Annotated in this window: 19 protein-coding genes; 12 read left to right on the top strand and 7 right to left on the bottom strand. The window is 50.9% G+C overall.

Features of this window, described 5'->3' with window-relative positions; all coding sequences use genetic code 11:
* The first annotated feature begins 183 nt into the window (after positions 1 to 183).
* The 4 genes from L9G74_RS01160 to L9G74_RS01145 all read left to right on the top strand — a co-directional run bounded on the left by L9G74_RS01160 (position 184) and on the right by L9G74_RS01145 (position 2866).
* On the top strand, positions 184 to 1482 hold the full coding sequence (locus L9G74_RS01160; RefSeq protein WP_238894435.1) for a DEAD/DEAH box helicase: 1299 nt from the start codon (positions 184 to 186) through the stop codon (positions 1480 to 1482).
* Positions 1483 to 1626: 144 nt separating this feature from the next.
* Complete coding sequence (locus tag L9G74_RS01155; RefSeq protein ID WP_238894433.1) at positions 1627 to 2112, top strand: GNAT family N-acetyltransferase; 486 nt, start codon at positions 1627 to 1629, stop codon at positions 2110 to 2112.
* Positions 2113 to 2133: 21 nt separating this feature from the next.
* Positions 2134 to 2397, top strand: a complete 264-nt coding sequence (locus L9G74_RS01150) for a DUF2960 domain-containing protein (protein WP_238894431.1) — start codon at positions 2134 to 2136, stop codon at positions 2395 to 2397.
* A complete protein-coding gene (locus L9G74_RS01145; protein ID WP_238894429.1) occupies positions 2375 to 2866 on the top strand; it encodes an RDD family protein in 492 nt (163 codons plus the stop codon). The genes L9G74_RS01150 and L9G74_RS01145 overlap by 23 nt, the downstream gene beginning before the upstream one ends.
* Before the next feature lie 123 nt (positions 2867 to 2989).
* Here the strand turns inward: L9G74_RS01145 and L9G74_RS01140 are convergent, their stop codons facing one another.
* From L9G74_RS01140 to L9G74_RS01120, 5 genes are all read right to left on the bottom strand, one after another.
* Positions 2990 to 4312, bottom strand: a complete 1323-nt coding sequence (locus L9G74_RS01140) for a sugar MFS transporter (protein ID WP_238894427.1) — start codon at positions 4310 to 4312, stop codon at positions 2990 to 2992.
* Between the two features lie 28 nt (positions 4313 to 4340).
* Positions 4341 to 5471 (bottom strand): N-acetylglucosamine-6-phosphate deacetylase, encoded by a 1131-nt coding sequence (gene nagA, locus L9G74_RS01135; protein WP_238894426.1) that lies wholly within the window; start codon positions 5469 to 5471, stop codon positions 4341 to 4343.
* Between the two features lie 7 nt (positions 5472 to 5478).
* Entirely contained in the window at positions 5479 to 6483 is a 1005-nt protein-coding gene (nagB-II, locus tag L9G74_RS01130) for a glucosamine-6-phosphate deaminase NagB-II (RefSeq protein ID WP_238894424.1), read from the bottom strand.
* A complete protein-coding gene (locus tag L9G74_RS01125) occupies positions 6483 to 7361 on the bottom strand; it encodes a glucosamine kinase nucleotide-binding domain-containing protein (protein WP_238894423.1) in 879 nt (292 codons plus the stop codon). Before L9G74_RS01125 ends, nagB-II begins: the two co-directional genes overlap by 1 nt.
* Positions 7362 to 7432: 71 nt before the next feature.
* Positions 7433 to 8452: an acyltransferase family protein gene (locus L9G74_RS01120; RefSeq protein ID WP_238894421.1), complete on the bottom strand. Its 1020-nt coding sequence runs from the start codon at positions 8450 to 8452 to the stop codon at positions 7433 to 7435.
* 247 nt (positions 8453 to 8699) lie between these two features.
* Here L9G74_RS01120 and L9G74_RS01115 point away from each other — a divergent pair, with 247 nt between their 5' ends.
* The 3 genes from L9G74_RS01115 (at position 8700) to L9G74_RS01105 (ending at position 14998) form a co-directional block, all read left to right on the top strand.
* Positions 8700 to 9743: a LacI family DNA-binding transcriptional regulator gene (locus tag L9G74_RS01115; RefSeq protein ID WP_238894420.1), complete on the top strand. Its 1044-nt coding sequence runs from the start codon at positions 8700 to 8702 to the stop codon at positions 9741 to 9743.
* Positions 9744 to 10051: 308 nt separating this feature from the next.
* On the top strand, positions 10052 to 12706 hold the full coding sequence (locus L9G74_RS01110) for a TonB-dependent receptor (RefSeq protein ID WP_238894418.1): 2655 nt from the start codon (positions 10052 to 10054) through the stop codon (positions 12704 to 12706).
* Between the two features lie 78 nt (positions 12707 to 12784).
* Positions 12785 to 14998 carry an alpha-N-acetylglucosaminidase gene (locus tag L9G74_RS01105; protein WP_238894417.1) on the top strand — a complete coding sequence of 738 codons (2214 nt, stop codon included), beginning with the start codon at positions 12785 to 12787 and terminating at the stop codon, positions 14996 to 14998.
* Positions 14999 to 15055: 57 nt separating this feature from the next.
* Here L9G74_RS01105 and lptG read toward each other — a convergent pair whose 3' ends face one another.
* Both lptG and lptF read right to left on the bottom strand, forming a co-directional pair.
* Complete coding sequence (lptG, locus tag L9G74_RS01100; RefSeq protein WP_238894707.1) at positions 15056 to 16114, bottom strand: LPS export ABC transporter permease LptG; 1059 nt, start codon at positions 16112 to 16114, stop codon at positions 15056 to 15058.
* Positions 16114 to 17226 (bottom strand): LPS export ABC transporter permease LptF, encoded by a 1113-nt coding sequence (lptF, locus tag L9G74_RS01095; protein ID WP_238894416.1) that lies wholly within the window; start codon positions 17224 to 17226, stop codon positions 16114 to 16116. Before lptF ends, lptG begins: the two co-directional genes overlap by 1 nt.
* A gap of 242 nt (positions 17227 to 17468) precedes the next feature.
* On the opposite strand from lptF, the gene pepA reads away from it, so the two are divergent.
* From pepA to L9G74_RS01070, 5 genes are all read left to right on the top strand, one after another.
* Positions 17469 to 18977 (top strand): leucyl aminopeptidase, encoded by a 1509-nt coding sequence (pepA, locus tag L9G74_RS01090; RefSeq protein WP_238894414.1) that lies wholly within the window; start codon positions 17469 to 17471, stop codon positions 18975 to 18977.
* A gap of 243 nt (positions 18978 to 19220) precedes the next feature.
* A complete protein-coding gene (locus tag L9G74_RS01085) occupies positions 19221 to 19469 on the top strand; it encodes a hypothetical protein (protein WP_238894412.1) in 249 nt (82 codons plus the stop codon).
* A 55-nt stretch (positions 19470 to 19524) separates the two neighbouring features.
* A complete protein-coding gene (locus tag L9G74_RS01080) occupies positions 19525 to 21801 on the top strand; it encodes a TonB-dependent receptor (protein ID WP_238894411.1) in 2277 nt (758 codons plus the stop codon).
* 370 nt (positions 21802 to 22171) lie between these two features.
* Entirely contained in the window at positions 22172 to 23344 is a 1173-nt protein-coding gene (locus L9G74_RS01075) for an aminotransferase class I/II-fold pyridoxal phosphate-dependent enzyme (RefSeq protein WP_238894409.1), read from the top strand.
* Positions 23345 to 23693: 349 nt separating this feature from the next.
* A complete protein-coding gene (locus tag L9G74_RS01070; RefSeq protein ID WP_238894408.1) occupies positions 23694 to 25637 on the top strand; it encodes a methyl-accepting chemotaxis protein in 1944 nt (647 codons plus the stop codon).
* Positions 25638 to 25661 lie beyond the last annotated feature (24 nt).

The raw sequence follows: 25661 nt of genomic DNA, 5'->3' as shown, positions 1-25661 counted from the left end.
CTCTGAATACTAAAACCGCTCCTTGGAGCGGTTTTTTTATGGTTATTAGCTATCAATAACCTGAGCTAAGGCCAATAAGCTTTCTTGCTTGGTCGATTATTTGCTATACTCCGCGCCCGCTTGTTGTCCTACTTGCCGCGAGGCAACACTGCAAGCATTACGGTACTGATTGAGGAAACCCGCATGAAATTCGAATCTTATAGTTTTGCCCCGGAGATCCTCCGAGCACTCACCGAATGTGGCTATGAGAGCATGACGCCGATTCAACAGCAGGCTATCCCGCCAGTGAGACGCGGCCAAGACGTATTGGCTAGCGCGCAAACTGGCACAGGTAAAACCGCCGCCTTTGTGTTGCCACTGCTGCAACGTATGCTTGATGAGCCTAAAGTCCGCGTCAGTGGTCAACCACGCGCCTTGATCCTCGCGCCAACGCGCGAGCTGGTCGCCCAAGTGGCCGCCAACGCCAAGGACTACGCCAAGCATTTAGATATCGAGAGCATCAGCCTGATTGGCGGTGTGAAAACTACCAGCCAAGCCAGCAAGCTGCGCCGTGGTGCCGACATCGTCGTTGCCACCCCTGGCCGTTTGGCCGAGCACATTGCCCAAGGCAATATCAGCCTAGCGCAAATTGAATTTCTGGTACTTGATGAAGCCGACCGTATGTTAGATATGGGCTTTATCAACGAAATTAACAAAGTGCGCCATTTAGCGAATGCCAACTGCCAAACCTTGATGTTCTCTGCCACCTTCAGTGGCGGCGTGCGTCAACTCGCGCAGCAGATTTTGAAAAAGCCAAAAGTCATCACCGCGGATGCACACAACACCACGGCGGTGACAGTTAGCCAAGTGGTTTATCCGGTTGAACAACGCCGTAAAAGCGAGTTGCTGTCTGAACTGATCGGCCGTAAAAACTGGCACCAAGTGCTTGTGTTTTCAGCCACCCGTGAAGACGCTGACCACCTTGCCAAAGAGCTATCAACCGATGGTATTCCAACGGTTGCGGTACACAGCGAGAAAACCCACGGTAGCCGCCGTCGCGCCTTGGCCGACTTTATGTCGGGCAAAATTCGCGTACTGGTCTCAACCGAAGTCGCCGCCCGTGGTTTAGATATTAAAGACCTCGACTACGTGGTGAACTACGATATGCCATTTTTGGCTGAAGACTATGTGCACCGCATTGGCCGTACAGGCCGCGCTGGTAAGAGTGGTACCGCTATCTCCTTCGTCAGCCGTGAAGAAGAGCGCATTTTGAGCGACATTGAGCAGCTGATCGGTCAGCGTTTGAAACGTATCGTCATGCCCGGCTATGAAATGGAGCTGCGCGAATCGTTACTCAAACAGCTACAACGTCGTCGCCGCTTTGGTAAAAACCGCCCAGGCGAGAGTGAAGCACAGCAGCAGGTTGTGGCAGAGAAACGCATGAGCGGCCGCCGCGTCAAAGTAAAAGTTGGCGCCAGCAACAAGCCGAAGAAACTCAAATAACCGTTGCTACTGACATTAAAATGCCGACTTCATGTCGGCATTTTTGTTGGGTTTGGCACCGCCTATCAGCTAGCAGCTGTTTAACACTATAGCGTGCAGCCGCTAGCTGCTATGATTGCCGTAAAGCTTGCTACCGATAACCTTATGATCCGTGCTATTACCCCATCAGATTGGTCAGCGATTCTCGATATTCAGCAACAGTGTTATGCCGATGTAATCAATGAATCACAAGCCGTGTTGCAACGTAAACAGCAACTTGCCAGTGACTGTTGTTTTATCATGCACAGCACTGCACCAATGCAGGGTTACTGTTTTGCCCACCCGTGGCAACTCGGGCAACCACCCAAATTGAACCAACTGATCACCCTGCCAGCCAGCGCAAATACCTTGTATGTCCACGATGTGGCGGTGGCAAAGCATGCCCAAGGGCTTGGCCTCGCCGCCGAAGCCCTGTACCATCTGCGCGACTTGGCGCTCAAGCAGCAACTTGGCAGCTTGTCACTGGTGGCCGTTAACGGCGCCGCAAGTTACTGGCAACGGTTTGGCTTTGTTCGCCAACCACTTGCCGAGGCATTATCCAACTATGGCGATAGTGCCGAATATATGGTTTTGCCATTATCCAATGGCTGATGTTCACGTTTAGGAGATGTTATGGCACGACAAGTTGCCTATACCTTTAAAGGCGTTGCCAAAGTGATTAACTTTAGCTTCGACAAATACCACGATATCTATGAGGCGGCAGCGGCGGCAGAAGGCATCGATTTAACGCGTTTTTTGGCAATGGAACAACAAGTAGCCATGACAGCCAAAGGCAAAGGCGCATTGCGCAGTTATCGCTTAACTGAGTTTCAACGCATGGGTTTCAGCGACCTACGCCTACTGAAAGATGAAGATGAAAGTGACGGCAAAGCCTAACTATCAACTGGCAGGATTGCCGCGCGCGGGTTTTATGCCACGTTTAGGCGCGGCAATTTATGATGTGCTGTTAGCCTGTGGTGTCTACGCCTTGGCGGGCATGTTGGGCTTAGCGCTGATTGCGATGCTACAGCACTGGGGCTGGTTGACGCTGGCACCACAAGCGGAATTGGCGGTGGCGCTACAACAAACGCCTGTGGTGCACGGTGTTTATCAACTGTGGCTGTTGCTGTGTGTTGTCAGCTTTTACAGCTACTTTTGGAGCCGCTCCGGCCAGACTCTCGGCATGAAAGCTTGGCGGTTGCGGGTGCAACATCCCAACGGGCAAAACCTCAGCCCGATTACCGCCGTGGCACGCTGCTTTTGGAGCCTGCTTGGGCTAGGCAACTTGCTGCTATTAGTCAGTCGCCAGCAACTCGCCCTGCAAGACCGACTCGGTAATACCGAAGTGGTGCAACTGCCAAAATAAAACGCCCCGACAACTGCGCGGTTGGCAGTGTCGCTGAAATATCGAGGGTAGCGCTTAACGCGCTAAATGGAAGCAATGTTAACCTCAGCGACGCCAACCGAACACGGGGCAAAACCTGAATACTCACCAGTGGCGAATACGGTGACCTTTCACGGCGTAAAACAGGATGAAAGCGTAACAAGGCACGGTCATCAAATACGCCTCTTGAATACCAAAGTAATCGGCGCACACGCCAAACAGTAGCGGCAGCACCGCGCCACCCGCAATGCCCATGATCAATAACGCTGAACCGCGCGCGGTGAAGTGACCAAGCCCAGCCAATGCCAGCGGCCACACTGCTGGCCACACAATGGCGTTTGCCAAGCCCAGCAAGGCAATACATGCAATAGGATCGGGCAGTTCACGAATTCCCAGCCAGCCCCACAATACCGCCGACAATTGGGTGCTTTGTGCATCCAACAACGGGATAACTAGCGCCAATACAATACCCAGACCGGCGGAGATCATCAGCATGGATTGCTGTGAAATCAGCCGAGGGATCAGCACCAACCCCAACAAGTAACCCAGCACCATAAAACACATGGTAAACGAGGTCAGCGATAGCGCCCCATCCACCCCCAACTCAGAACCCGCTAGGCCGATAGTATCGCCAGCGATGACTTCTACACCGACATAACAAAACAGCGTCATCACGCCCAAGACGAGGTGCGGAAACTGCAACACCGAACTGTGCTCTGTGTGTTGGCTCGCAAGCGCGGTATCCTCTTCATGAAGATCAATCTCTGGCAAGCCGGAGTAACGCAGCGCCACGGCGAGGATCACCAATGCGACGGCCATGCCCAGATAGGGATAAACTAAACTATCCGCCAAAGATTGGATTTGCAGCGCCCGCTCCGCTTCTGATAGTGCAGCAACACTTTGCTGGGTAATACCGGCAAATTGGCCCATCACCAGCACCGCAAAAATCTGTGGTGCAGCCCAACCAGCACCTTTATTTAATAACCCCATAATTGAGATGCGCGCGGCGGCACTTTCTGGCGAGCCAATCTTCACTAAATACGGGTTAGAAGCGGTCTGCAAAATGGTTAAGCCAGAGCCGACAATAAACTGCGCCACAATAAACAGCGAAAACTGCCGTGTTTCTGCCGCGGGGGCGAATAACACGCAACCGAGTGCAATCAAGCCCAGCCCGAGTGACATGGCGTTGCGATAACCGGTGCGGTTAAGCACATACGACATGGGCAACGCCATCACCACATAGGCGATATAAAAGCTGGAGGAGATCAACAACGCTTCGGTGCCGCTCAAATCGCACACGATCTGCAAAAACGGCACCAGCGCACCATTGAGCCACGTGACAAAACCAAACACAAAAAACAGCGTACCGATAATGGTCATCGGCAGCCAAGTGCTCTGTTGCGGGGTATCGCGGGTGAGAGTGGTCATGATGCTTCCTTGTAATCTGTTGTTATTGTTAAAAGCGTTGTTGTTCACCGTGAAGCCAGCATTGCTCAATCGCCAATTGGTCATTCAGCAATAACATATTGGCGGCACAGCCCGGCTGCAGTTGGCCGAGTTGTTGCTCAAGGCCGAGGAAAGTGGCTGGCGTTTTGGAGGCCATATTCAGGGTTTGCGCTAATGCAAAGCCCAAGTCGTTATGGGTATTTTGTACCGCCTCAATCATCGACAATACCGAGCCCGCAATGGTGCCATTGTCCAATGTCAGCCGATTTTGCTGGCGATATACCTTCACGCCTTGGTAGAAGAAATGGTCGATGTCACTGCCGACCGGCGCCATGGCATCGGTGATCAACATCAGCCGTTGCTCGCCTTTGACTTTGATTGCCAAGCGGCTATTGAGTGGATGCACATGGTGATGATCGACAATCAAGCCGCAATACACTTGCTCGCTATCCAGCGCGGCGCCGACCAGCCCAGGGCTGCGGCCAGTGAGTTGTGACATGGCATTAAACAGATGGGTAGTGCCTGTTGCCCCAGCGGCAAAAGCGGCCAAACACTGCTCGGCACTAGCATCGGAATGACCTAGGCTAACAATCACGCCAGCATCGGTAAGTTCGGTGATCATCGCTGGCGATACGGTTTCAGGCGCTACGGTCAATAACACTTGGCCGAGATCTTGCCGACAGAAGATATCGATATCCTGCCGAGTGATCTGCCGAATACAGTCGGCGCTGTGCATGCCTTTTTTGGCTAAGCTGAGATGCGGCCCTTCAAAGTGCACACCGACAATACTGCCGTGAGGATACTGCTTGCGGTAGGCGGCGATGGCATCGGCGCCCTGCTGCATCACCTCAAATTGGTCGGTAATCAAGGTCGGCATCATGCTGGTCGTTCCGCAGGCCAAATGCGCCTGCGCCATCTGCGCCAAGGTGGCAACTGATGGCGCTTGGTTAAACTGTACGCCGCCGCCACCGTTAACTTGCACATCTACCAAACCGGCCACCAAGGTGCCGCGCAATGGGGTGACGTCGGAGGCTTGGCTGTCAGGCGTCATGGCACTAATACGGCCATTGTCGATGGTTAACAGCACTTGCGCTAACCATTCATTGCCATCAAATAACCGCTCTACTAAATATTGGGTCATAAGCTACCTACACAGTTTCGGTGACTTTTTTCAGCCCTTGGGGCTTGTCAGGATCTAATCCCATAAACGCCGCCGCCAATTCGATATCCAGATAAAAGCGCTGCATGATCAGTAATGGCGCTAACAGCGGTGGAATATCACCAAAGTCCCATCCCAATTCAAAGACCATAGCGCCGCGTTGTTTAACTTCATCAATCTGCTGCTGATGGAATGACGCGGAAGCATCGGGGATTTTGATATCCAATACCGTCAGGGCGCGGTTAAGCAGGGAAATGGGGCCATGCAAAAACTCGGCGCTACTGAAGGCTTCCGCCTGTACGCGGCACACCTCTTTCATCTTTAATGCCACTTCGCGGGCGATGGCGTAACCAAAGCCACGGCCAAGTACCACGCAGCGCTCTAACGCTGCCACTTCTTGCGCAGGCAGTTGTGGTGGCAGCGTGATGGTTTGCTCAAGCAATTGCGGCAACAGCGCCAGCGCATCCAACAAACGAGTGTCGGTTTTCACATAGGCCACAATGCTCAGCAAGGCGGTCAAGCTAGCCAAATAACTCTTAGTCGCGGCCACCGCCAATTCTGGGCCGGCATGTAGCGGCACAAAAAAATCCACCAGCGCTTCAAGTTTCGGCGCGCTGTCATTCACTAACGCAACACACAATGCACCGGCGCGTTTCGCCATTTCCGTCTGCGCCACAATGTCTGGGCTTTTGCCCGACTGGGAAATCACAATCACCAACGCACGTTTTAAATTGAGCTGTTTACCAAACACACTGTTAACCGATGGCGCGGCGTGACACACCGGCAACCCCAACTCAGTTTCAATCAAATATTTGGCAAACACACCGGCATGATCTGAGGTGCCGCGGCCAATCATGTACACAAATTCCGGCTGAAATTGTTGGATGTGCTGGGCCAGCAGTTGATACTGCGCCTGATTGTTTTGCAATTGACGTCTTACGACCTCAGGCGTTTCACTCGCTTCAAACGCCATACGAGTTTGAGCTTTCGTCATCATGATTCCTTAAACATCTGTTTGGCTAAGGCGACCGCCCCGTATTCCGGTGAACACAGCGGCGACTTCAATAAACTTTTGCTGCTATCAGGCAGCCATTCCAACCATCGATTGGCTAAACCGCCAATCACCGAGATCCGCTCCGGTTGCTGTTCCAGCAGACGGCCAATGAGTTGCTGCAAGTAATCCGCGCCCTCTTGCATAATGGCAACGGCCTGAACATCTTGCGCGGCAGCGGCTTTAATCACCACCGGGGCTAAGGTGGCGTAATCCTTGGGCAAAAAGCGCAACGCTTTAGTGACCAAGTCATCGGCCGATGCCACCTGCAAGCTGCTACAGATATCGTGCACAAAAGCACTTTGTGGCAGTAAGCCATCAAAGGTATCCAACACCACGCCGATGGCGCGCCAGCCAAGCCAAGCGCCACCAGCTTTATCCCCTAGCGGAAAACCATGTCCGCCGAGTAGTAGTTGCTTGCCCGCCACACTGGCAAAGGCGGAACTCCCGGTGCCGGTGATGACAATGGCGCCCTCATGACCGCCGTGCGCACCCAAGCAGGCAATATGCAGATCGGTGGTGATAAAGCGTTGCTTAAACGGATGTTGCCACGCTTCGAGCAGGTGGTAATACTGGGGAATATTGACGCCAGCCAAGCCCAAGACCGCATGCACTTGCGACAAATCATTGGCTGAAAAGCCCGCATTGATTAACGCATCACGTGCGGCAGAGGCGATTGAGTCAAAGGCCAACTCAGCGTCATGCACCGGGTTAGCCGGTCCAGCAATGCCCTCACCTAGCAGCTCGCCGTTGGCCAACTCGAGTCGCGCCTTACATTTGCTGCCGCCACCATCAATCCCAAGGTACAATTCGTACTTCATCAACTACCCTTTCGTTAAGTCATTCGTCCACTGAACCACTGCATCCATCTCACCGCCTAACGCGCTACCGGTTAGATCTTGATAAATATCTGTTTGCGATAGAGCCACCACACTGGCACAGCGCACACGGCAAAGAACAACACCGCCCACAGGCCAACACTAACAAACTGGCTCATCCCGAGGCTTTGGCTCCAGCTTACATAGCTGTCGTGTACCGACTGTTCGCCAAGTTTCCAATCGAGCAGCTTTTCAATCACCACATGTAACACGTACGCAGTGATGGCATTGGCACCGAACACCAACGGCAGATAGGTGCCAAAACGAAATTGTTTAATGTCGGTGTACCACAGCAGCGCTGCAAGGCTCATGGCACCTAAGCCACCAGTGACCAATACAAACGAGCTAGACCAGATCTGCTTGATCATAGGAAACGCTAGGCTCCATACGCAGCCAAGACAAAACAGCGCGAAGCCCATCAGAAACAACTGCATGACCCGCTCGGTCAGCGGTGTAGATGCCATAACAATTCGTCCCATCAACAGGCCGATAATGCCGGTAACAATTGCCGGGAAAGTACTGAGTAAACCTTCTGGGTCCCAATCACCACGCCACAACATGCCGGGCATGAACTGATCGAACCAATTGATAATGTTTTGCCCACGGTCCAACTGCCCCGCTGTTAGCCCCGGTGCTGGCACCCATAAGATAAACAGCCAATACAACACGAGGATGGCGGCGCCAAGTTGCACCAGTTGCTTGGTAGAGCAATAGATAGCGAGAAAGCAGCAGGCGCAATACACCAAGGCGATACGTTGCAACACGCCGAGCACACGAATTTGCTCAAAGTGGGTGTAAAACAGGTTCACCACCATGCCGAGCACAAACATGATCAGCGTACGTTTAACGACCTTGCGCACCACCGGCCCGATGTCGCCGTTGGCAGCGACATTTTTAAAGCCGAGACTCACGGCGGCCCCCACAATCAAAATGAAAAACGGAAAGATGAGATCGGCAAAGTTAACGCCGATCCAATAGGCATGGGACAACTCGCCATACGTGTCAGGGCTGTTGACCACAATCATGGCCATCATGGTCAGTCCGCGAAAAAGATCGAGCGCAATGAGACGCTGTTTTGCCGATGATTTAGTCATAGTTATTTGTTTTATTTTCGAGCACTTTTTATTAACCTAACGTTATCATGTCAACGTTGTCAACCATTAAACCAATATCAGCCGTCAGTTAAATAATCGTCAGTTGTTAACGCTATGTATTCCATTGCGATGTTGTGTCAATCACCGTATGCTGACCAAGTCTTATTCATTGAGGTTTACCCACTCTATGGCGCCAATCACCAAGAAGCCCACCATCAAAGATGTAGCCAAACTCGCAGGTGTCTCGTTTAAAACAGTTTCCCGCGTAGTTAATAATGAGGCCAGCGTCAGCGATGCAGTGCGTGACAAGGTGAATGAGTGCATTAACAAGCTGAACTACCGCCCTAATCACACCGCCAGAACCATGCGTAAAGCGCCGTTTTCACTGGCGTTTGTCTATGACAACCCTAACAGTAACTATGTGATTCAAATGCAAAATGGCATTATTTCTCAGTGCCGTAAGCAGGGGTTCGAACTGGTGATCCGCCCGACAGACTCCAAGGCTGAAGATGTCGGTAAAGAGTTGGCGGCCATGATTGGCTCGAATCAGATTGGTGGCGTGATCCTCACGCCGCCGTTGTCAGAGAACCGCGCCTTGGTGACCTTTTTGCTCAACCAAGGGGCGAAAGTGGTGCGCATTCTGTCTGGCAGTGAGCCACCGGATGATTTAGCGCCAGTGATCTACGTTGACGACATCGCCGCCGGTGATGACATTACTGCCTATCTGCTACAACTCGGGCATCGCCGCATCGCCTTTTTAGGCCATAACCCGGCCCACGAATCGAGCCGTGGCCGCCTGCAGGGTTATCAACAAGCACATGATAAACAAGGCGTTAGTGTCGATAAAAACTTGATTATTGAAGGGGAATTTACCTTTGAGTCCGGCATGAAGATGACCCAAACACTGCTAGAGAATAACCCACAGCGACCAACCGCCATCTTTGCTTGTAACGATGAAATCGCCGCCGGTGCCGTGTTTATGGCACGCTTGCAAAACCTCCGTATTCCCGAAGATATCTCCATTGTCGGCTTTGAAAACAGCCCGTTTTCAGTACAAACCCTGCCACACCTCACCACCATGGATCAGCCTAATTTTGATATTGCTGCCAGCGCAGCGGCGTTGGTCATCTCATTGATGCAAGAACAAAAAGAGATGAAAACATCGTCAAAAGGCTTTAATCCTAAACTACTTATCAGAGACTCTGCTACCCAACCCGCCACCAGCAAGTAACAGCCGAACAGACCGCGCTAGCGACGTTTTTTTACGCATTCTGTGAGCGCTATAGCGCCTTCTTTTGCGTTGCCGCCACCATTAATCGTACAAATCCTCAGCAACAATTAACAACCTTAACAACAGCAACCATCGACAAACATTTTTGCCACAAATGCGTTTGACAACGTTGACAAGCAATGTTAGCGTCAAATCGCAATGGTGAAAAAATCACCTTAACAACAAAACAAAAATTGCACTTTCAGCTGTTTCGACATCGGTTGAATCGTTATCAACAAGTAGTGAAAAGCAGGTAGGACACCATGACAATGTCACCAACATTCGCTCCGCCCAAACCCTCCATGCTCGCAAGCGCTATCGTTTGCGCCTTAGGTTTTATGCCATTGGCCCACGCTGAAGATACCCCCAAAACTTCAGACGATGAGCAGATAGAACGCATTTCAGTCACCTATCAAGCGAGCTTGGCAAAAGCCGCGTCGATGAAAAAGGAAGACACTAAAGTTACCGATGTCATCACGTCTGAAGATATTGGTAAATTTCCGACCGAGAACATTGCCGAGGCGATTCAACGCATCCCTGGGGTGCAGATTTCGAATATTAACGGCCGTGGCTCAACCATCAGTGTGCGTGGGCTAGGGGCGCAGTACGCCAAAACCACCGTCAATGGCCAGACGTTAGCCAGTGCTGACTTCACCAGCGGCTTTCGCTACGACATCATTCAATCGGAACTGGCTTCATCAATTGAAGTGATCAAGTCCCCCACCGCCGATATGGATACCGGTGGTTTGTCGGGCACAGTGAATATCGATACCACCAGCCCGCTGTCTTACACTGAACGCAAGATTTTGACCTCAATTAAGGGGCAATATTCAGAGTATTCCCCCACTGACAATGTCACCCCCAAAGGCAACGTCACCTACATCGACCAATTCAATGACAATACCCTCGGGGTGTTTTTGAATGCCGGTTATCAGAAATTGGATGACCGCGTTGATAACGCGTGGATGGGACGTTGGTTTACAACCGACGATGGTGATTACTTTCCACGGCGGCCACGTTTTCGGCGTATCGACCGTGAGACTAACCGCTATTTAGGCAACGGAGCAATTCAATGGCGTCCATTCGATCACTTCGAAACTAAGTTGACCGCTATCTACGCCAAAGATGAAACCGACCAAGACTTAAACCAACAAGTGTTTTTGTTTAACCGGGACCAGATTGAGTTACAAGGCGAGCCGACCGATGGCGTCTATACCAAAGAAATCATTCGCGATTTCACCTTAGAAAATAACCGCCAGATGGAAGAAAACAGCGCCACCAGTGAAGCTTTCACTTGGGACGCTAAGTACGATACCGATTACTGGACTTTCTCCGGCGTGGCGCATTACACCAAAGGTAAAGCTACCCACAGTGAAGAGGCGGCGATTCTTGCCACCGTTATCCCTGAAGCAACGCTGGATATCTCCAATCGCTCTATGAGTTTTGCCCTGTCAGAAGATCTGACTGATCCGGCGCTCTACCCAATGGATATGCCACGTAACGAATATCCGAACGGTCAAACGCAATTTATGAACGCCGATGAAACCGCATTCCAAGCCGACGCACTGCGCACCTTTGATGACGGTTTGTTACGTTCGATCAAATTTGGGGTGAAATACCGCAAAGAGAAGTTTGAACGCAGTGTCTACCGTACCGACCGTGCTGCCATTGGCGAAGCGGCCGATGAAGATCTGCCACCGATGAGTGACTATAACTTTATGGTGCGTGACTTCCTCGACGGTGAAATGAATATTCCCAGCGCGTGGATTGCGCCCGATATTCAAGCCTATCGTGATGCGCTCGCCGCTGAAGGCGTGGTGGTGCCGACGTTCTTCGCCGCCCAATCCAGCTACAGCGTGACCCGTAACATTCTGGCGGCATACGCCGAAGCAAACTTCGATACTTTCATCGGCGACATGCCATTTCGTGGCAACGTCGGCATGCGTTATGAAACCACCGACCGCGATATTGATACTTACCTGACCGGTGATGTGAATCCGCAGAACGAAGAGATCCGCGAGGTGATTGGCACTTACACCACCAATTACGATTATCACAACTTTCTGCCGAGCATGAACTTAGTGTTGGAGATGACCGATGAAGTATTGGCACGTGTAGCGGCCGCCAAGGTGTTGGTTCGGCCAATTCTGACCTCAAACACCCAGATTGCCGCGTCAGAAAGCTCATCGGCTAACTCTTTTGGTACCCGCACCTACACTATCAACTTAGGCCAACCTGAGATGAAAGCGATGACCGCCAACCAAGTCGATTTGGGGTTGGAATGGTACTACGGCAACGGTAACAGCCTGACCATGACCTTGTTTTGGAAAGAGATCATGAACGGCACAGTGACCGACTTTGTCTGTCCATCGCAATACAACGGCACCGAGCTAACTGGCACCGGCGCGGAGTGTACTGACGTCGATGGCAATATCTTCGAGATCTCTAGCACCTACAACACCTCCACCAGTATCGACTTGAAAGGCTACGAAATTGGCTGGAACCAGTCATTAGACGCGTGGCTGCCGATAGCGGGTTTTGGTATCAACGCCAACTTCACTTACATCGACGCCGATGAATCGGAAGACTTTGAGCTGACCAACTCATCGGAACGCACTTGGAACGTTATCGCCTACTGGGAAAACGACACTTTCAGCGCTCGCGTAGCGATGAACCATCGTAGTCCGTATGTGCAAGATAGCTCTGATTCGTTCTTCGCCCGCGAAGGTCGTGTGGTGGATGGCCGTGAGCAAGTGGACGTGATTTTAGGCTACAGCCCAACCGAGAACATTGATATCCGCTTTGGCGCTATCAACGTCACCGGCAAAAACGAAGAAGCCTACTTTGCCGACACCATGAAAGTGTGGCAAACCACCAGTGCCATTGGCCGTAGCTACTACATGAACCTGATGTATAGCTTCTAACGCCGTACGCCAGCAGCGGGTCAGCGCATTAGCCGACCCGTTGCTGTTTTTAGCCTTTGTTCAGCGACAGGAATTTATATGCCGCAAACATCTTCGCAATTTTTCAGTACCTTGGGCTTAATGATGAGTCTGTCGGTAACCTTTGCCAGCCAAGCCGCAGCGCCCGTCAGCAGTGACGCCAGCGCTGCCAAAGCCGTGTTACAACGGGTAACTGGCTCTCCACTGTCCCATGTCGATATGACCTTAGTGAGCGATAACAACACCGATGACTGGTATCAAGTGTCAGCGCAGCACGGCGTATTAAACATTAGCGGTAACAGCAACAACGCCATCACTTATGGCGCTTATCAATATCTGCGCTCGCAAGGCTCGCTCTCCGTCAGTTGGGAAGGCAAACGGGTAGCGCTGCCGCAAAATTACGCCGATGTAACACCGTTTAAAGTGAGTTCGCCATTCGCCGAGCGCGCTTATCTCAATGTTTGTGCGTATGGCTACACTACGCCATGGTGGGATTGGTCACGCTGGCAGCAAGAGATTGACTGGATGGCGATCCACGGCGTCAACAACCCCGTAGCAATGGAAGGCCAAGAATATGTATGGCAGCAGCTGTGGCGTGAATTTGGCGTAGCGGATCAGCAATTAGCTGACTATTTCTCTGGCCCGGCATTCGCACCGTGGCAACGCATGGGCAATATCGAAGGCCACCAAGGCCCATTACCGCAAAGCTGGATTGATAAAAAGCACCAACTGCAACTCAAAATTCTCGGCCGTATGGCCGAACTTGGGATGGAGCCAGTGGTGCCCGCCTTTAGCGGCTATGTGCCGAAGCAGTTCAAAACCCTGTTCCCTGACGCCAAAATCTATGAAATGCCAAAATGGAGCGGTTTTGCGCATGAAACCTATTGGCTCGATCCGGCCGACCCATTATTTGCCAAAGTGGCTAAGCGTTTTATTGAGCTTTATACCCAAGCCTATGGCAAGCATAAATACTATCTGTCCGATGCTTTCAACGAGATGTTGCCGCCAGTATCCAAAACCAACCGTGAGGCTGACCTAGCAGATTATGGTCAACGTCTTTATCAGTCGATTCACCAAGCAGCACCGGAAGCGACTTGGGTAATGCAAGGCTGGATGTTTGGTGCCGATCAAGCGTTTTGGGATGATAAAGCGGTGGCCGCATTCCTCAGTAAAATCCCTGATGACAAAATGATGATCCACGATATCGGCAACGACCGCTTCCACGTCTGGCAAGGCACTGATGGCTTTAAAGGCAAACCGTGGATCTTTGGTTTTATTCACAACTACGGCGGCAGTGACCCAATCTACGGTGACTTTGGCGATTACGTCACCCAGCTTAATACCGTCACCACAGCGAAAAACGCGGGCGACCTGCAAGGCTTTGGTGTGTTTCCAGAAGGGCTACACAGTAACTCGATTGTGTATGAGTTTCTGTTCGACTTGCCGTGGCAACAGCAACCCGATATCAACCAGTGGTATCAGCAATACAGCCAAGCACGCTACGGCAAAAGCACCGCTGAACTGCAAGCAGCTTGGCCCCAGCTAGTAAAAGGGGTGTATCAAGTCGCCTATTGGCATTCGCGTTGGTGGGAAGGTTCTGCTGGGGCCTATTTGCTGATGAAACGCCCTACCGCAGCCACCGCCGAGTTTCCCGCCCATCCCGGCGATTTAACTCAGTTAGATACGGGTATTAATCAATGGCTCAGTTTCGCTAATGACTATGCCAACGCGCCGCTATTCCAATACGATCTGGTCGACTTGGTGAAACAGTCAGTGTCGCTTCACAGTGATGCCCTACTGCAACAAGCGGTCGCGGCCTATCAAGCAGGCGATATTAACGCGGGGGATGCCGCCGCGAACAAGTTTGCCGTGCTGCTCACTAAACTCGATAAACTGATGGGACTGCACCAAGAAACACTACACACTTGGTTAAGCGATGCTGCCGCCTATGGTGATAATCCGCAGGAAAAAAGCTACTACGTGCATAATGCCAAACTGCAAATCACCCAATGGGGCGGCACCAAGCTCAAGGACTACGCTTCCAAAGCGTGGCAAGGCATGTACGCCGATTACTATCTGCCGCGCTGGCAGTTGTACCTGCAACAGTTGCGGCAGGCGCAAATCAGCAAGCAACCATTGGATGATGCCGCAGCGCAACAAGCATTAATCGATTGGGAAACACATTGGATTAACGACCCAAGCATTCCCGCACAAGAGATACCGCACGCACCAGTAACATTGGCGCGAGAATTAATGCAGTTAGTGGCAAAATAGCCAGCCGTAAAAGAAACAGCCCAGCGATATCGCTGGGCTGTTTCTTTTTATATGCATTTACTTACGAATGTAATACAAGGCGGCACCGGTAAATAACACACTTGGCATAATAGCACCGAAAAAGGCTGGTAATTCATATACTAAGGTCAGCGGGCCGAAGATTTCGTTGCAGATATAGAACACAAAGCCCGAAATCACCCCGAGGACAATGCGCGCGCCCATGGTTTGTGAGCGCAGCGGGCCGAACACAAATGACAACGCCACCAGCATCATCACCGCCACCGTTAACGGTTGGATCAGCTTATGCCAAAAGGCCAGTTGATAACGGCTCGAATCTTGATTGTTCGACGCCAAATAATCGATGTAATCCACCAAGCCCTGAATCGATAGTGCATCGGGCTTAATCGATACCACACTTAATTTGTCTGGCGTTAAGGTGGACTCCCAACGCTGTGTTGGTTGCTGCTCTATCACCACTTGGTCTTGTTCAATAGCGGAGCGCTGCGTCTGCTGCAAATTCCACGCATTGTTATCGTAGTAAGCGTCTTTAGCGTGAATCACATATTGCAGGTGCAGATTGTCATCAAAACCATATAACGTAACGTCGGCTAAATGATCGATACTTTCAATGCGGCCAATGTTGATAAACATGTTGCCATCACGCGCCCACACGCCGCGATGCGCTTTAATCAAATTACCGCCAGAGACCTTGGTCGCTCGCAGCTCTTTGGCTTTCATCTCCGCAGCAGGTGCCCCCCACTCGCCCAGCACCATGATCATCAACATCAATGGCACGGCGGTTTTCATCGCCGATAACGCGATTTGAAAACGTGACATTCCGGAGGCTTGCATCACCACTAACTCAGAGTTAGATGCCAACATGCCCATACCAATCAAGGCACCGAGCAATACCGCCATGGGGAAAAACAGCTCAATATCCCGAGGGATCAAGTACACCACGTACATCGCCGCATCAAACATGCTGTAACTACCGCGGCCAACAAGGCGCAGTTGGTCCACCCATTTGATGATACTGGAGAGACCCGTAAGCACCAGCAAACACAAGGCTGAAGAGCCAAGCAATACGCGGGCGATGTACCAATCTAAAATTTTCATCATGCCGCCATACCCCGTCGCCGCAACAGCCCCATCAATCTCACACCTAAAGGTCGCTCTTTGCTTAACAGCAATACGCCTATTAATAACGCCGCGCCGTGGATCCACCACATACCAAGCGCCAACGGTATCACTTCGTCTTGCAACGCTTTGCGGCCAGCGACTAACAGGCCAAAATAGCCGAGATACAACAAAATGGCGGGAAACAGCTTGGCAAATTTGCCTTGGCGCACATTCACCCGTGCTAACGGCACCGCAATCAAGGTCACTAACAAAATCGCCACTGGCACCGCCATACGCCACTGCATTTCGGCCACCGCTTCAGGGGTGTCGTTGTCGAGTAACTCGGCAGTCGACAACGCCGATAGTTTACGGTCACGTTCGTCGACTTCTTGTTCCTTAATCTGCGTTTGATAGGCGCCAAACTCGATGATTTGGAAGTCTTTACGGTGTAATGAACCTTGATAACGCACACCATCGTTAAGCTTCAAACTTTCACCGCCTGCGTCATCTTCCGTGACACGGCCACCTTGCGCGACCACCAAGTTGGCCACACCAGCGTCATCTTCAGGATCTGGCTGTTGTGCGACAAAAACACGCTCAAGTTCGTTATTTTTGCCTATTTTCTCAACAAAGATAACGGCACGGCCGTTAGGACTCGCCTGAAAACGCCCCTGGATCAACGCCGCCAAACCTGCTTCAGATTTGGCCTTTTCTAATACGATATTCTTCTGCTCTTCCGCCCACGGAGTGATATATAAAGACAATGCCGCAGCAACAAAGCAGTTAAATACCGCCACCAACAACATCACTCGTGCGACATACCACTCACTGATGCCAACACTATGAAAAATAACCATTTCATTTTCGGCATACATACGGCCATGAGCGAGCAAAATACCAAGAAAGAGACTGAGCGGCAGAATCAAACCCGCCAATTCGGGCATGTTAAGACCAATGAGCTTCATCACTATCGACGCAGGGAAATCACCATCGGAAGCATCGGCGAGAATACGCACGAATTGTTGGCTGATAAAAATAGCCAGGAGCACGGAGAGCACTGCCGCTTGGGACTTAAGTACTTCTCGGATTAAGTATCTGAATACAATCACAGGCAGGATCCGCTTTCTAAACTTATCTTTTTGCTGGTAACAGAGTATCTTTTATGTAAACTGTCAACTTTTGACAATTTTCTGTCATTTTCAGTTATTGCCGCCTTTTTTAACAGGCAAATTCAATGGCCTGCTTACTTTTCAGACAATGACTGTAACAGAAGATTCCGCCGTTTGCGGATGCAGGCGGTCATTATCTAATAAATAAAAATATTTGTCTTTAAAAGAATCTAGGAGAGCTCATGGAGTTTAGCGTTAAAAGCGGTAGTCCAGAGAAACAACGCTCTGCGTGTATCGTGGTCGGCGTCTATGAACCACGCCGCTTGTCTGGTATCGCAGAACAACTGGACAAAATCAGCGAAGGCTACATCAGCAACTTGCTACGCCGTGGCGATTTGGAAGGTAAATCTGGCCAAATGCTGCTGTTACACCATGTGCCTAACGTACTGAGTGAACGTGTTTTACTGGTTGGCTGCGGTAAAGAGCGCGAGTTAGACGAGCGCCAATACAAGCAGATTATCGCCAAAACTATCAACACTCTGAACGACACAGGTTCAATGGAAGCCGTGTGTTTCCTCACTGAGTTGCATGTAAAAGGTCGCGATACCTACTGGAAAGTGCGTCAAGCGGTAGAAACTACCAACGCTTCTCTATACAGCTTCGACAGCCTAAAAACCCGCAAAGGTGAGCCACGTCGTCCACTGCGTAAAATGGTATTCAACGTGCCAACACGCCGTGAACTGACCGTAGGTGAACGCGCTATTGCCCACGGTACTGGCGTATCTGAAGGGATGGCACTGTGCCGTGACGTGGCTAACATGCCACCGAACATCTGCAATGCCGCTTATCTAGCGACACAAGCGCAACAGTTGGCTGAAACCTGCGACGCCTTGAGCGTGACCACCGTTGGCGAAGAAAAAATGGCTGAGCTGGGCATGCACTCTTACCTCGCAGTAGGCCGTGCCAGCGCCAACGAATCGCTGATGACCGTGATGGAATACAAAGGAGATAAAGACAGCAACGCCAAACCTATCGTGTTGGTAGGTAAAGGCCTGACTTTTGACTCTGGTGGTATTTCATTGAAGCCAGGCGATGGCATGGATGAAATGAAATACGACATGGGCGGTGCCGCTGGCGTACTGGGTACCATGAAAGCCATCTGTGAGATGAAGTTGCCAGTCAACGTGATTGGTATTCTGGCAGGTTGTGAAAACATGCCAGCGGGTGATGCTTATCGTCCGGGTGACATCCTCACCACTATGAGCGGTCAAACCGTAGAAGTGCTCAACACCGACGCTGAAGGCCGTTTGGTGCTGTGTGACGTACTGACCTACGTTGAACGCTTTGATCCAGAAGTGGTGGTGGACACCGCTACGCTGACAGGCGCGTGTGTGATTGCACTGGGTAAACATGCTAGCGGGCTGTTCTCGTCACATAATCCATTGGCACACGAGCTACAAAACGCTGGTGAGCAAAGTGGTGACCGCTGCTGGCGCATGCCGCTGTGGGATGAATACCAAGACCAGTTGGATAGCCCATTTGCCGACATGGCAAACATTGGTGGCCGTCCAGCAGGTTCAATCACCGCCGCTTGCTTCCTGTCACGCTTTACCAAGAAGTACAACTGGGCGCACTTAGATGTAGCCGGTACGGCTTGGAATAGCGGTGCGAATAAAGGCTCAACTGGCCGTCCAGTGCCGTTGTTGACCCAATTCGTGCTGAACCGTTCAGGGGTAGAACAAGGCGAGTAATTCGCAGTAGTCATGAAGAAACGAGGCCAAGTGCCTCGTTTTTTATTGCCCATCAAATCGGCAATAGCACCGTTGATGAAATATTCAGCAATGCGTTGCATTTAAGATTTTGTTACTAATTCTTCATTGGACTACGTGATTTAGATCAAGTACCTTTCGTGCTTATCTAACATTGGCAAACTCTGATTAACGACTTTGTTGCAGCATCTGATCAAGCGAAATAGCACATGGCTAGCACTGTTAATGGTGCTTTGGCTGACTGCATGGCAGTCGGTCGCTATTGCGCACGCCACTGATCAACCGCTGAATCACGATCACACTCACTGTTTGCTGTGTAACTTTAGCAGTCAACCCACCACAGGCCCGGTTGATGCGCCTACTCCCAATATTACAGCTGTACTGGTTACTGTTGTTGCAGAACCGGTCTACAGCCAACCTACCGTAGTACATACTCGTCGCCAACAAGCCCGCGCCCCACCTGCCTTTGCATAAGCTCAAACCACAATTTCACATTTAATATTTATGCTTATCAAAAAGGACAGGCACAATGAAGCTTGCTGTATTAACTCTGGCACTGGCATCTGCTGGTGTGTCATCTACTGTGTTCGCGGCGCAACTACAAGGCAAAGTTACCGATAACCAAGGCAAAGGCATTGCTAATGCTGTGGTTGCCGTAGACGGCGGTTCACAAACCACTACCGATGCCCAAGGCAACTACTCACTGAATGTGGCCGATAACAGCCACCTGCATCTGCACGTTAGTAACAACAGCTACAAACATGCTGAACGCGACGTACAAAGCGGCAGCGTTACACTGACTGAAAACTTTACCTTGGTCAGTTCTAAGATTGAGAATATTGTCGTTACCGCGTCACCACTGGGGCGTTCTGCCTTAGAAAGCAGTACCCCGATTTCGGTACTGACCGAAGACCAACTAAAACTCAACACCGAACCAACACTCGGCGATACCTTAGATAAATTGCCTGGTGTACAAGCTACCCACTTTGGTGCCGGGGCTAGCCGCCCTATCATCCGCGGTATGGATGGCCCACGGGTACAAGTGTTGGAAAATGGTTTGTCAGTGGGTGATGCGTCAACCGTTTCGGCCGATCACGCCGTGACCTCTGAAGCCGCCTCTGCGCAACAGATTGAAATCCTGCGCGGTCCGGGCACCCTGATGTACGGTAACGGCGCCATTGGTGGCGTAGTTAACGTGGTTGATAAACGCATTAGCGAACAACCTGTGACGGACTTCAACGGCAGTGTCGGCGCGCGCTATGACTCCGCCAGTGATGGCAACACCGTTAATGCCGACCTCAACGGTGGCAATGGTGGCTTTAACTGGCACGTTGATGGCACCCGCCGCCGTACCAATTCATACGATATTCCGGGCAATGCCATCAGCGGTGATGACAGCAGCCACGGTAACGTCGACAACTCACAATTGGAGTTGGATGAATACGCTGGCGCAGTTGGCTATACCGGTGACCAAGGTTTTATCGGCGTATCGGGTGTGCGCACTGAATCTAACTACGGCATTCCGCTTAAAGGTGAAGCAGACGAACCTAACATCACCATCGATTTGAAGAAAACCGCATGGCAGCTGCATGCTGGTCTGCTCGATCCGTTCGCTGGTTTTGCCAAAGTCCGCGTTGATGCCGGTTATACCGACTACCAACACGCGGAAGAGGAAAATGGCGATGCTGATACCTTCTTCTATAACAAACAAACTGAAGCGCGTTTGACCTTGAACAACAACCCTTGGGGCGAATGGCAAGGTAGCATGGGCTTACATGTGGTGCACCGCGATTTCTCCGTCGTGGGTGAAGAACAACTTACCCCAAACAGCAACACCGATACCCTCGCTGCCTTTATTGTGCAAGAGCGTAAAGTGGGCGATTTCCGTTTTGAGTTAGGCGGCCGCATCGAGCACTACAAACTCGATCCAGAAGCGATGACGTTAGACACCTTGTCAGGTGAAGAAGAGTATCAACCAGAGCAATTGTCCGACACCAATATCACCGCTTCTGCCGGTGTGGTGTGGGACTTTGATCCCTCTTACAACTTGAGTGTCGCGTTGACTCGTGCCGAACGTTCAGCCACCGCTGAAGAGCTGTTCAGCTACGGCGCGCACGATGCTACCCAAAGCTTTGAGCTGGGTTCGGCGTTCCAAGTGGTTAATGGCAACATTGTCACCAACGCATCTAGCGCCGATAAAGAAGTTGCCAATAACATCGACGTGACGTTGCGCAAGCTGGATGGTGCGTGGACCGGCTCGTTAAGCATGGCCTACAACCGCGTGGATAATTTCTTCTACGAAAACAACACCGGTTTAGTCGCATCAGACTTAGTTAACAGCGATGAAGAAGGCGATATGCCGGTGTACCAGTATCAGCAAGGTGATGCTGAGCTGTTCTCGATTGAAGCCCAAGCCAACATTCCATTTAACGATATTTGGTCATTAGCGCTGTTTAGTGATTACACCCGCGCCAAGCTGGTTGATGGCGGTAATCTACCACGGATTTCACCACTGCGTTTCGGCTCAACCCTGAACTTTGACCTGCAACAATGGCATGCTGATGTCGGCATGGTGGCTTATTCAAAACAAGACAAAACCGGTGAAAACGAAACCGAAACCGCGGGCTACACCTTAGTGAACGCCGCAGTGACTTATCGTTTATTTGCTGACAGCAGCGATGTGTTTGTGTACTTGAAAGGCAATAACCTCACAAACGTTGAAGCGCGTCCACATACCTCATTATTGAAAGACTATGCCCCATTAATGGGACGTAATTTGATGGTGGGTATTAACTACAACTTCTAAGCTGTAGCCCCAGTTATCGTGTAAGCGGCGTACTCACGCCGCTTTTTTTATCACTGCATTTGACATAAACCGCAGTAATTCAGCAGCACTCTCGCCATTGTTCTCCTCACTTCTGTACCGTTACAACATTACATTTACATCAAAAAATGTAGCGTTTTACCTATCGTTAGCTCAATAGAACTTGAAATTTATTGAGCTTTTTTCAGTGCAAAAGCCCGAAAATGGTGCAGACATTGACCTAAAACTATGCAACACTCGCCATTAACCTTGCGTAAACATATGTAATTCATGCAATTAACATATGGCATGGTTCATGCTCTACCTAGTTTGCCTATCCATTATCGAATCTATAACAACAAGGAGTTATCTAATGGCAAAGAGCGACGCCCCAAATACCCAACGTCGTCAGTTTCTGAAACTTTCAGGAGCGTTGGCTGGTGGCGCAGCACTGACAGGACTCTCATCAGTTGCTGTGGCAAAATCAAGCGAAGCAAGCAAAAGCTTTACTCCCCCTACGGCGGATAAGCCAATTCGTATTTGTTGGAATGAAAACCCACTGGGCATGTCACCCAAGGCGCAAGAAGTTGCCCGAGCAACCGTTACCTTAGGTAACCGCTACCCCATGGGCGATATGGTGACGTTGCAAAAAATGTTGGCTGACGAACACGGTGTACCCGCTGACCACGTGTTACTGACGGCTGGCGCCACCGAAGGTATTCGTGCCGCAGTAGAAGCGCTGGCATCGCCCGATGTGCAACTGGTGGTACCTGAATTGACCTTTGATGCTGCCGAAGCGGGCGCTAAAGTGAATGGCATCACCAAGATCACCCGCATTCCTATGTTGAAAGATTGGGGCATCGATCTGGCGGCAATGAAAAAAGCGGTCGCCGATTATAACGGCCCATCATTGGTGTACGTGGTCAACCCAAACAACCCAACCGGTGCCATTGTTAAAGCCGGTGATATTGAAGCGTGGATCAACAGTAAACCAGCCAACACCATGTTCTTGATGGATGAAGCTTACGCAGAATTTGCTGATGACCCGAATTTCCGTTCCGTGTCGCCACTGCTGAAAGCTGGCGCGCAGAACATCGTGCTACTGAAAACCTTCTCTAAACTGTTTGCGATGGCCGGTATGCGCGTCGGTTGGGTGGTATCCACCCCAGAGGTGATTGGTAAGATCCGTGATAAAACGGCGTCCAACATGCTGAACTTCCCTGCGGTGAAAGCAGCGATTGCCTCGCTCGAAGATAAGCCATTTATCACCTACAGCCGCCAAAGCAACGAAACCGCACGTAAAATTTTGTTGGAAGCCTTCCACAAGTTGAACATCGAATACGTGCCATCAAACACTAACTTCATCTTCCAAAAGCTGGATGTGCCATTAAAAGACTACCAAGAACACATGAAACAAGCGGGCATTTTGGTGGGACGCGCCTTCCCGCCTGCGGATGAATACTGCCGAGTGTCGCTAGGCACCCCAGAAGAGATGACCTTTGTTGCCCAAACTTTGCTCGATTTCCGTAAGAAGGGCTGGGTGTAACCCCGTAACCATTCGTCCAAGAGCCGCCAATGTGCGGCTCTTGTCATTACTGCCGCGTCAAAAACACATCAAACGTCAATATAATGACAACAACTAATTGATTAACAATGCATTTTATCTATTTATTCCACGCAAATTAGGTCAATTTGACCCATTTCATCAAACGCTGTCGCAATTTATTAGTGCCAACTAACATTCCCATATAAATACCTCTAATTAGGTATATTCCTTGTGATATAAACAGCACACAATTTGCCGTTTAAAAAGTAAGCCCTTTCTGTTGAATTTTATGAAAATAATTCAAAACCTTAGTTTCAAAGTGAAGCTAATCCTACTCATCATCCCGCCCATGATAGGTGCCATCCTTTTCAGTGCGATTCAGTTGCAACAAGTTATCAGCAATCGCCATGTCATCGAACAGGTTAAGCCGTTAGTACAACTCTCGATCATCGGCGGCAAAATCGTGCACGAGTTACAGAAAGAACGCGGTATTACCGCAGGCTTTGTTGGCTCCTCTGGTCACAGCTTTGCTGACAAGTTACCCCAACAACGCCGTCTTACCGATAGCGTACTGGCGCAGCAACAAGCGCCGCTCAAGGTGCTGTTAGCTGAGTTGGCCGAGTCACAGCCGGAGGTGCATCGTCAAATCAGTGCGATTCAAACTGAGCTGGCAAAACTGCCCCAATTTCGCGCCAAGGTGGATACATTCACCGTGCCAGTAAAAGAAGCCGCTGCCTTTTATACGCAACTCAACGCCCAATGGTTAGCACTCAATGCCACCATTGCCAAGTTGTCCACCTTTAACCAGCTCACGGCTGACTTGCGCAATTACGCCACCTTCATGCAGGCCAAGGAATATGCAGGGCTGGAACGCGCCATCTTGAGCGTGGTATTTAGCAAAGACCAATTTCAAGCAGATCAGTACTATAATTTTGTGCATCTGTTTACCTTACAAACCGCCTATTTGCAGTCGTTCGAACAGTTTGCTTCAGCCGAACAAGTTACTGCGCTCAAGCAAATCGACCAAAATAGCGTCATTAAACAGGTCGACCACTATCGCAATATCGCCAACCAAAGCTATATCAACGGCAAGTTTGGGATCTCAAGTACCGATTGGTTTACCGCCTCAACTGCGCGCATTGACCTGCTGAAACAGTTGGAAGATCAGATTGCTACCCAGATCAGCGCACAAGTGCAGCAGCTGAGCCACGACGCACAGCAACGCTTGATGCTGACCATTGCCACCACCTTAGTACTAACGTTAGTCACCATTGTACTGACCATTAGCGTTAGCAAAACTCTGATTAACCAAACCCAAGCACTGGCACAGACCATGGATCAAGTGAGTCAAAGTCGCGATCTGTCGTTACGAGTCACGGTGCAATCGCAAGATGAACTGGGGCGCGGCGCCGCAAGCTTCAATACGCTGCTGCAAGTGTTAAGCAATATGCTCAACGAAATTACCAGCAGCAGCGTACAGCTGGTCACCGCCGCCGAACAAACTAGCGCCGCCATCAAAGAGAATAGCCGCCAGTTGGATCGACAAAGCCATGAGACAGAATATGCCGCGACGGCGACCGAGCAGATGAATGCCACGGTGCATGAGATCGCTCACAGCACCACCTTAACCGCAGATGCTGCGAGCAAGGCGGCAGCGCTATCGTCAGCCGGGGTAGTCGAAGTACAAAGTAGCACTCAACGTATGCAGCAGCTCAACGAGCAGATGTCGTGGGCCAATACCGTGGTGCAACAACTGCGTGACTCCAGTAGCGCCATCAATGAGATTGTTGATGTGATTAAAGTGGTGGCCGAACAGACCAATTTACTGGCGCTTAACGCTGCCATTGAGGCGGCCCGCGCGGGGGAACATGGCCGCGGTTTTGCGGTAGTAGCAGATGAAGTGCGCACGCTCGCGCAACGCACCCAAGACTCAACTCAACAAATTGATGCGCTGGTCAGCCGCTTTCAAACCGATGCGAGTAGTGTGTCATCCGCCATTGAAGCCAGCTTTGAACACGTAAAAGCCTGCACCAGCCAAACGCAATCGGTGCAAGCTAAGCTTGGCGATATCAATAGCGCCATTGAGCAGATCACCGACATGTGTACTCAAATCGCCACCGCTGCCGAGCAGCAAGTTGCCACCACCAATGAGATTGCGCAAAACATTCGTACCATCAATGATATTGCGGTCAGCAGCGCCAGCATGGGGGCGCAAATCGCCACCGCCGCGCAACAACAGACGGTATTGGCCACCGAGCAACAAACGTTAGTTAATCGCTTCACCCTCGCCTAACGTCCAAGCAAAAAGGCCATTCAT

It is taken from the genome of Shewanella electrica (assembly GCF_022321485.1).
GTDB classification, from domain to species: domain Bacteria; phylum Pseudomonadota; class Gammaproteobacteria; order Enterobacterales; family Shewanellaceae; genus Shewanella; species Shewanella electrica.
This window is presented reverse-complemented; position numbering and strand designations above follow the sequence as displayed.

Bases quoted from the DNA above. Each gene is read 5' to 3' on its own strand.
- L9G74_RS01160 (WP_238894435.1), top strand. From the start codon at position 184: ATGAAATTCGAATCTTATAGTTTTGCCCCGGAGATCCTCCGAGCACTC.
- L9G74_RS01115 (WP_238894420.1), top strand. From the start codon at position 8,700: ATGGCGCCAATCACCAAGAAGCCCACCATCAAAGATGTAGCCAAACTC.
- L9G74_RS01125 (WP_238894423.1), bottom strand. From the start codon at position 7,361: ATGAAGTACGAATTGTACCTTGGGATTGATGGTGGCGGCAGCAAATGT.
- nagA (WP_238894426.1), bottom strand. From the start codon at position 5,471: ATGACCCAATATTTAGTAGAGCGGTTATTTGATGGCAATGAATGGTTA.
- L9G74_RS01150 (WP_238894431.1), top strand. From the start codon at position 2,134: ATGGCACGACAAGTTGCCTATACCTTTAAAGGCGTTGCCAAAGTGATT.
- L9G74_RS01120 (WP_238894421.1), bottom strand. From the start codon at position 8,452: ATGATGGCCATGATTGTGGTCAACAGCCCTGACACGTATGGCGAGTTG.
- L9G74_RS01070 (WP_238894408.1), top strand. From the start codon at position 23,694: ATGATAGGTGCCATCCTTTTCAGTGCGATTCAGTTGCAACAAGTTATC.
- L9G74_RS01085 (WP_238894412.1), top strand. From the start codon at position 19,221: ATGGTGCTTTGGCTGACTGCATGGCAGTCGGTCGCTATTGCGCACGCC.
- L9G74_RS01140 (WP_238894427.1), bottom strand. From the start codon at position 4,312: ATGACCACTCTCACCCGCGATACCCCGCAACAGAGCACTTGGCTGCCG.
- L9G74_RS01145 (WP_238894429.1), top strand. From the start codon at position 2,375: ATGAAAGTGACGGCAAAGCCTAACTATCAACTGGCAGGATTGCCGCGC.
- L9G74_RS01080 (WP_238894411.1), top strand. From the start codon at position 19,525: ATGAAGCTTGCTGTATTAACTCTGGCACTGGCATCTGCTGGTGTGTCA.
- L9G74_RS01075 (WP_238894409.1), top strand. From the start codon at position 22,172: ATGGCAAAGAGCGACGCCCCAAATACCCAACGTCGTCAGTTTCTGAAA.
- pepA (WP_238894414.1), top strand. From the start codon at position 17,469: ATGGAGTTTAGCGTTAAAAGCGGTAGTCCAGAGAAACAACGCTCTGCG.
- nagB-II (WP_238894424.1), bottom strand. From the start codon at position 6,483: ATGACGAAAGCTCAAACTCGTATGGCGTTTGAAGCGAGTGAAACGCCT.
- L9G74_RS01155 (WP_238894433.1), top strand. From the start codon at position 1,627: ATGATCCGTGCTATTACCCCATCAGATTGGTCAGCGATTCTCGATATT.
- L9G74_RS01105 (WP_238894417.1), top strand. From the start codon at position 12,785: ATGCCGCAAACATCTTCGCAATTTTTCAGTACCTTGGGCTTAATGATG.
- L9G74_RS01110 (WP_238894418.1), top strand. From the start codon at position 10,052: ATGTCACCAACATTCGCTCCGCCCAAACCCTCCATGCTCGCAAGCGCT.
- lptG (WP_238894707.1), bottom strand. From the start codon at position 16,114: ATGAAAATTTTAGATTGGTACATCGCCCGCGTATTGCTTGGCTCTTCA.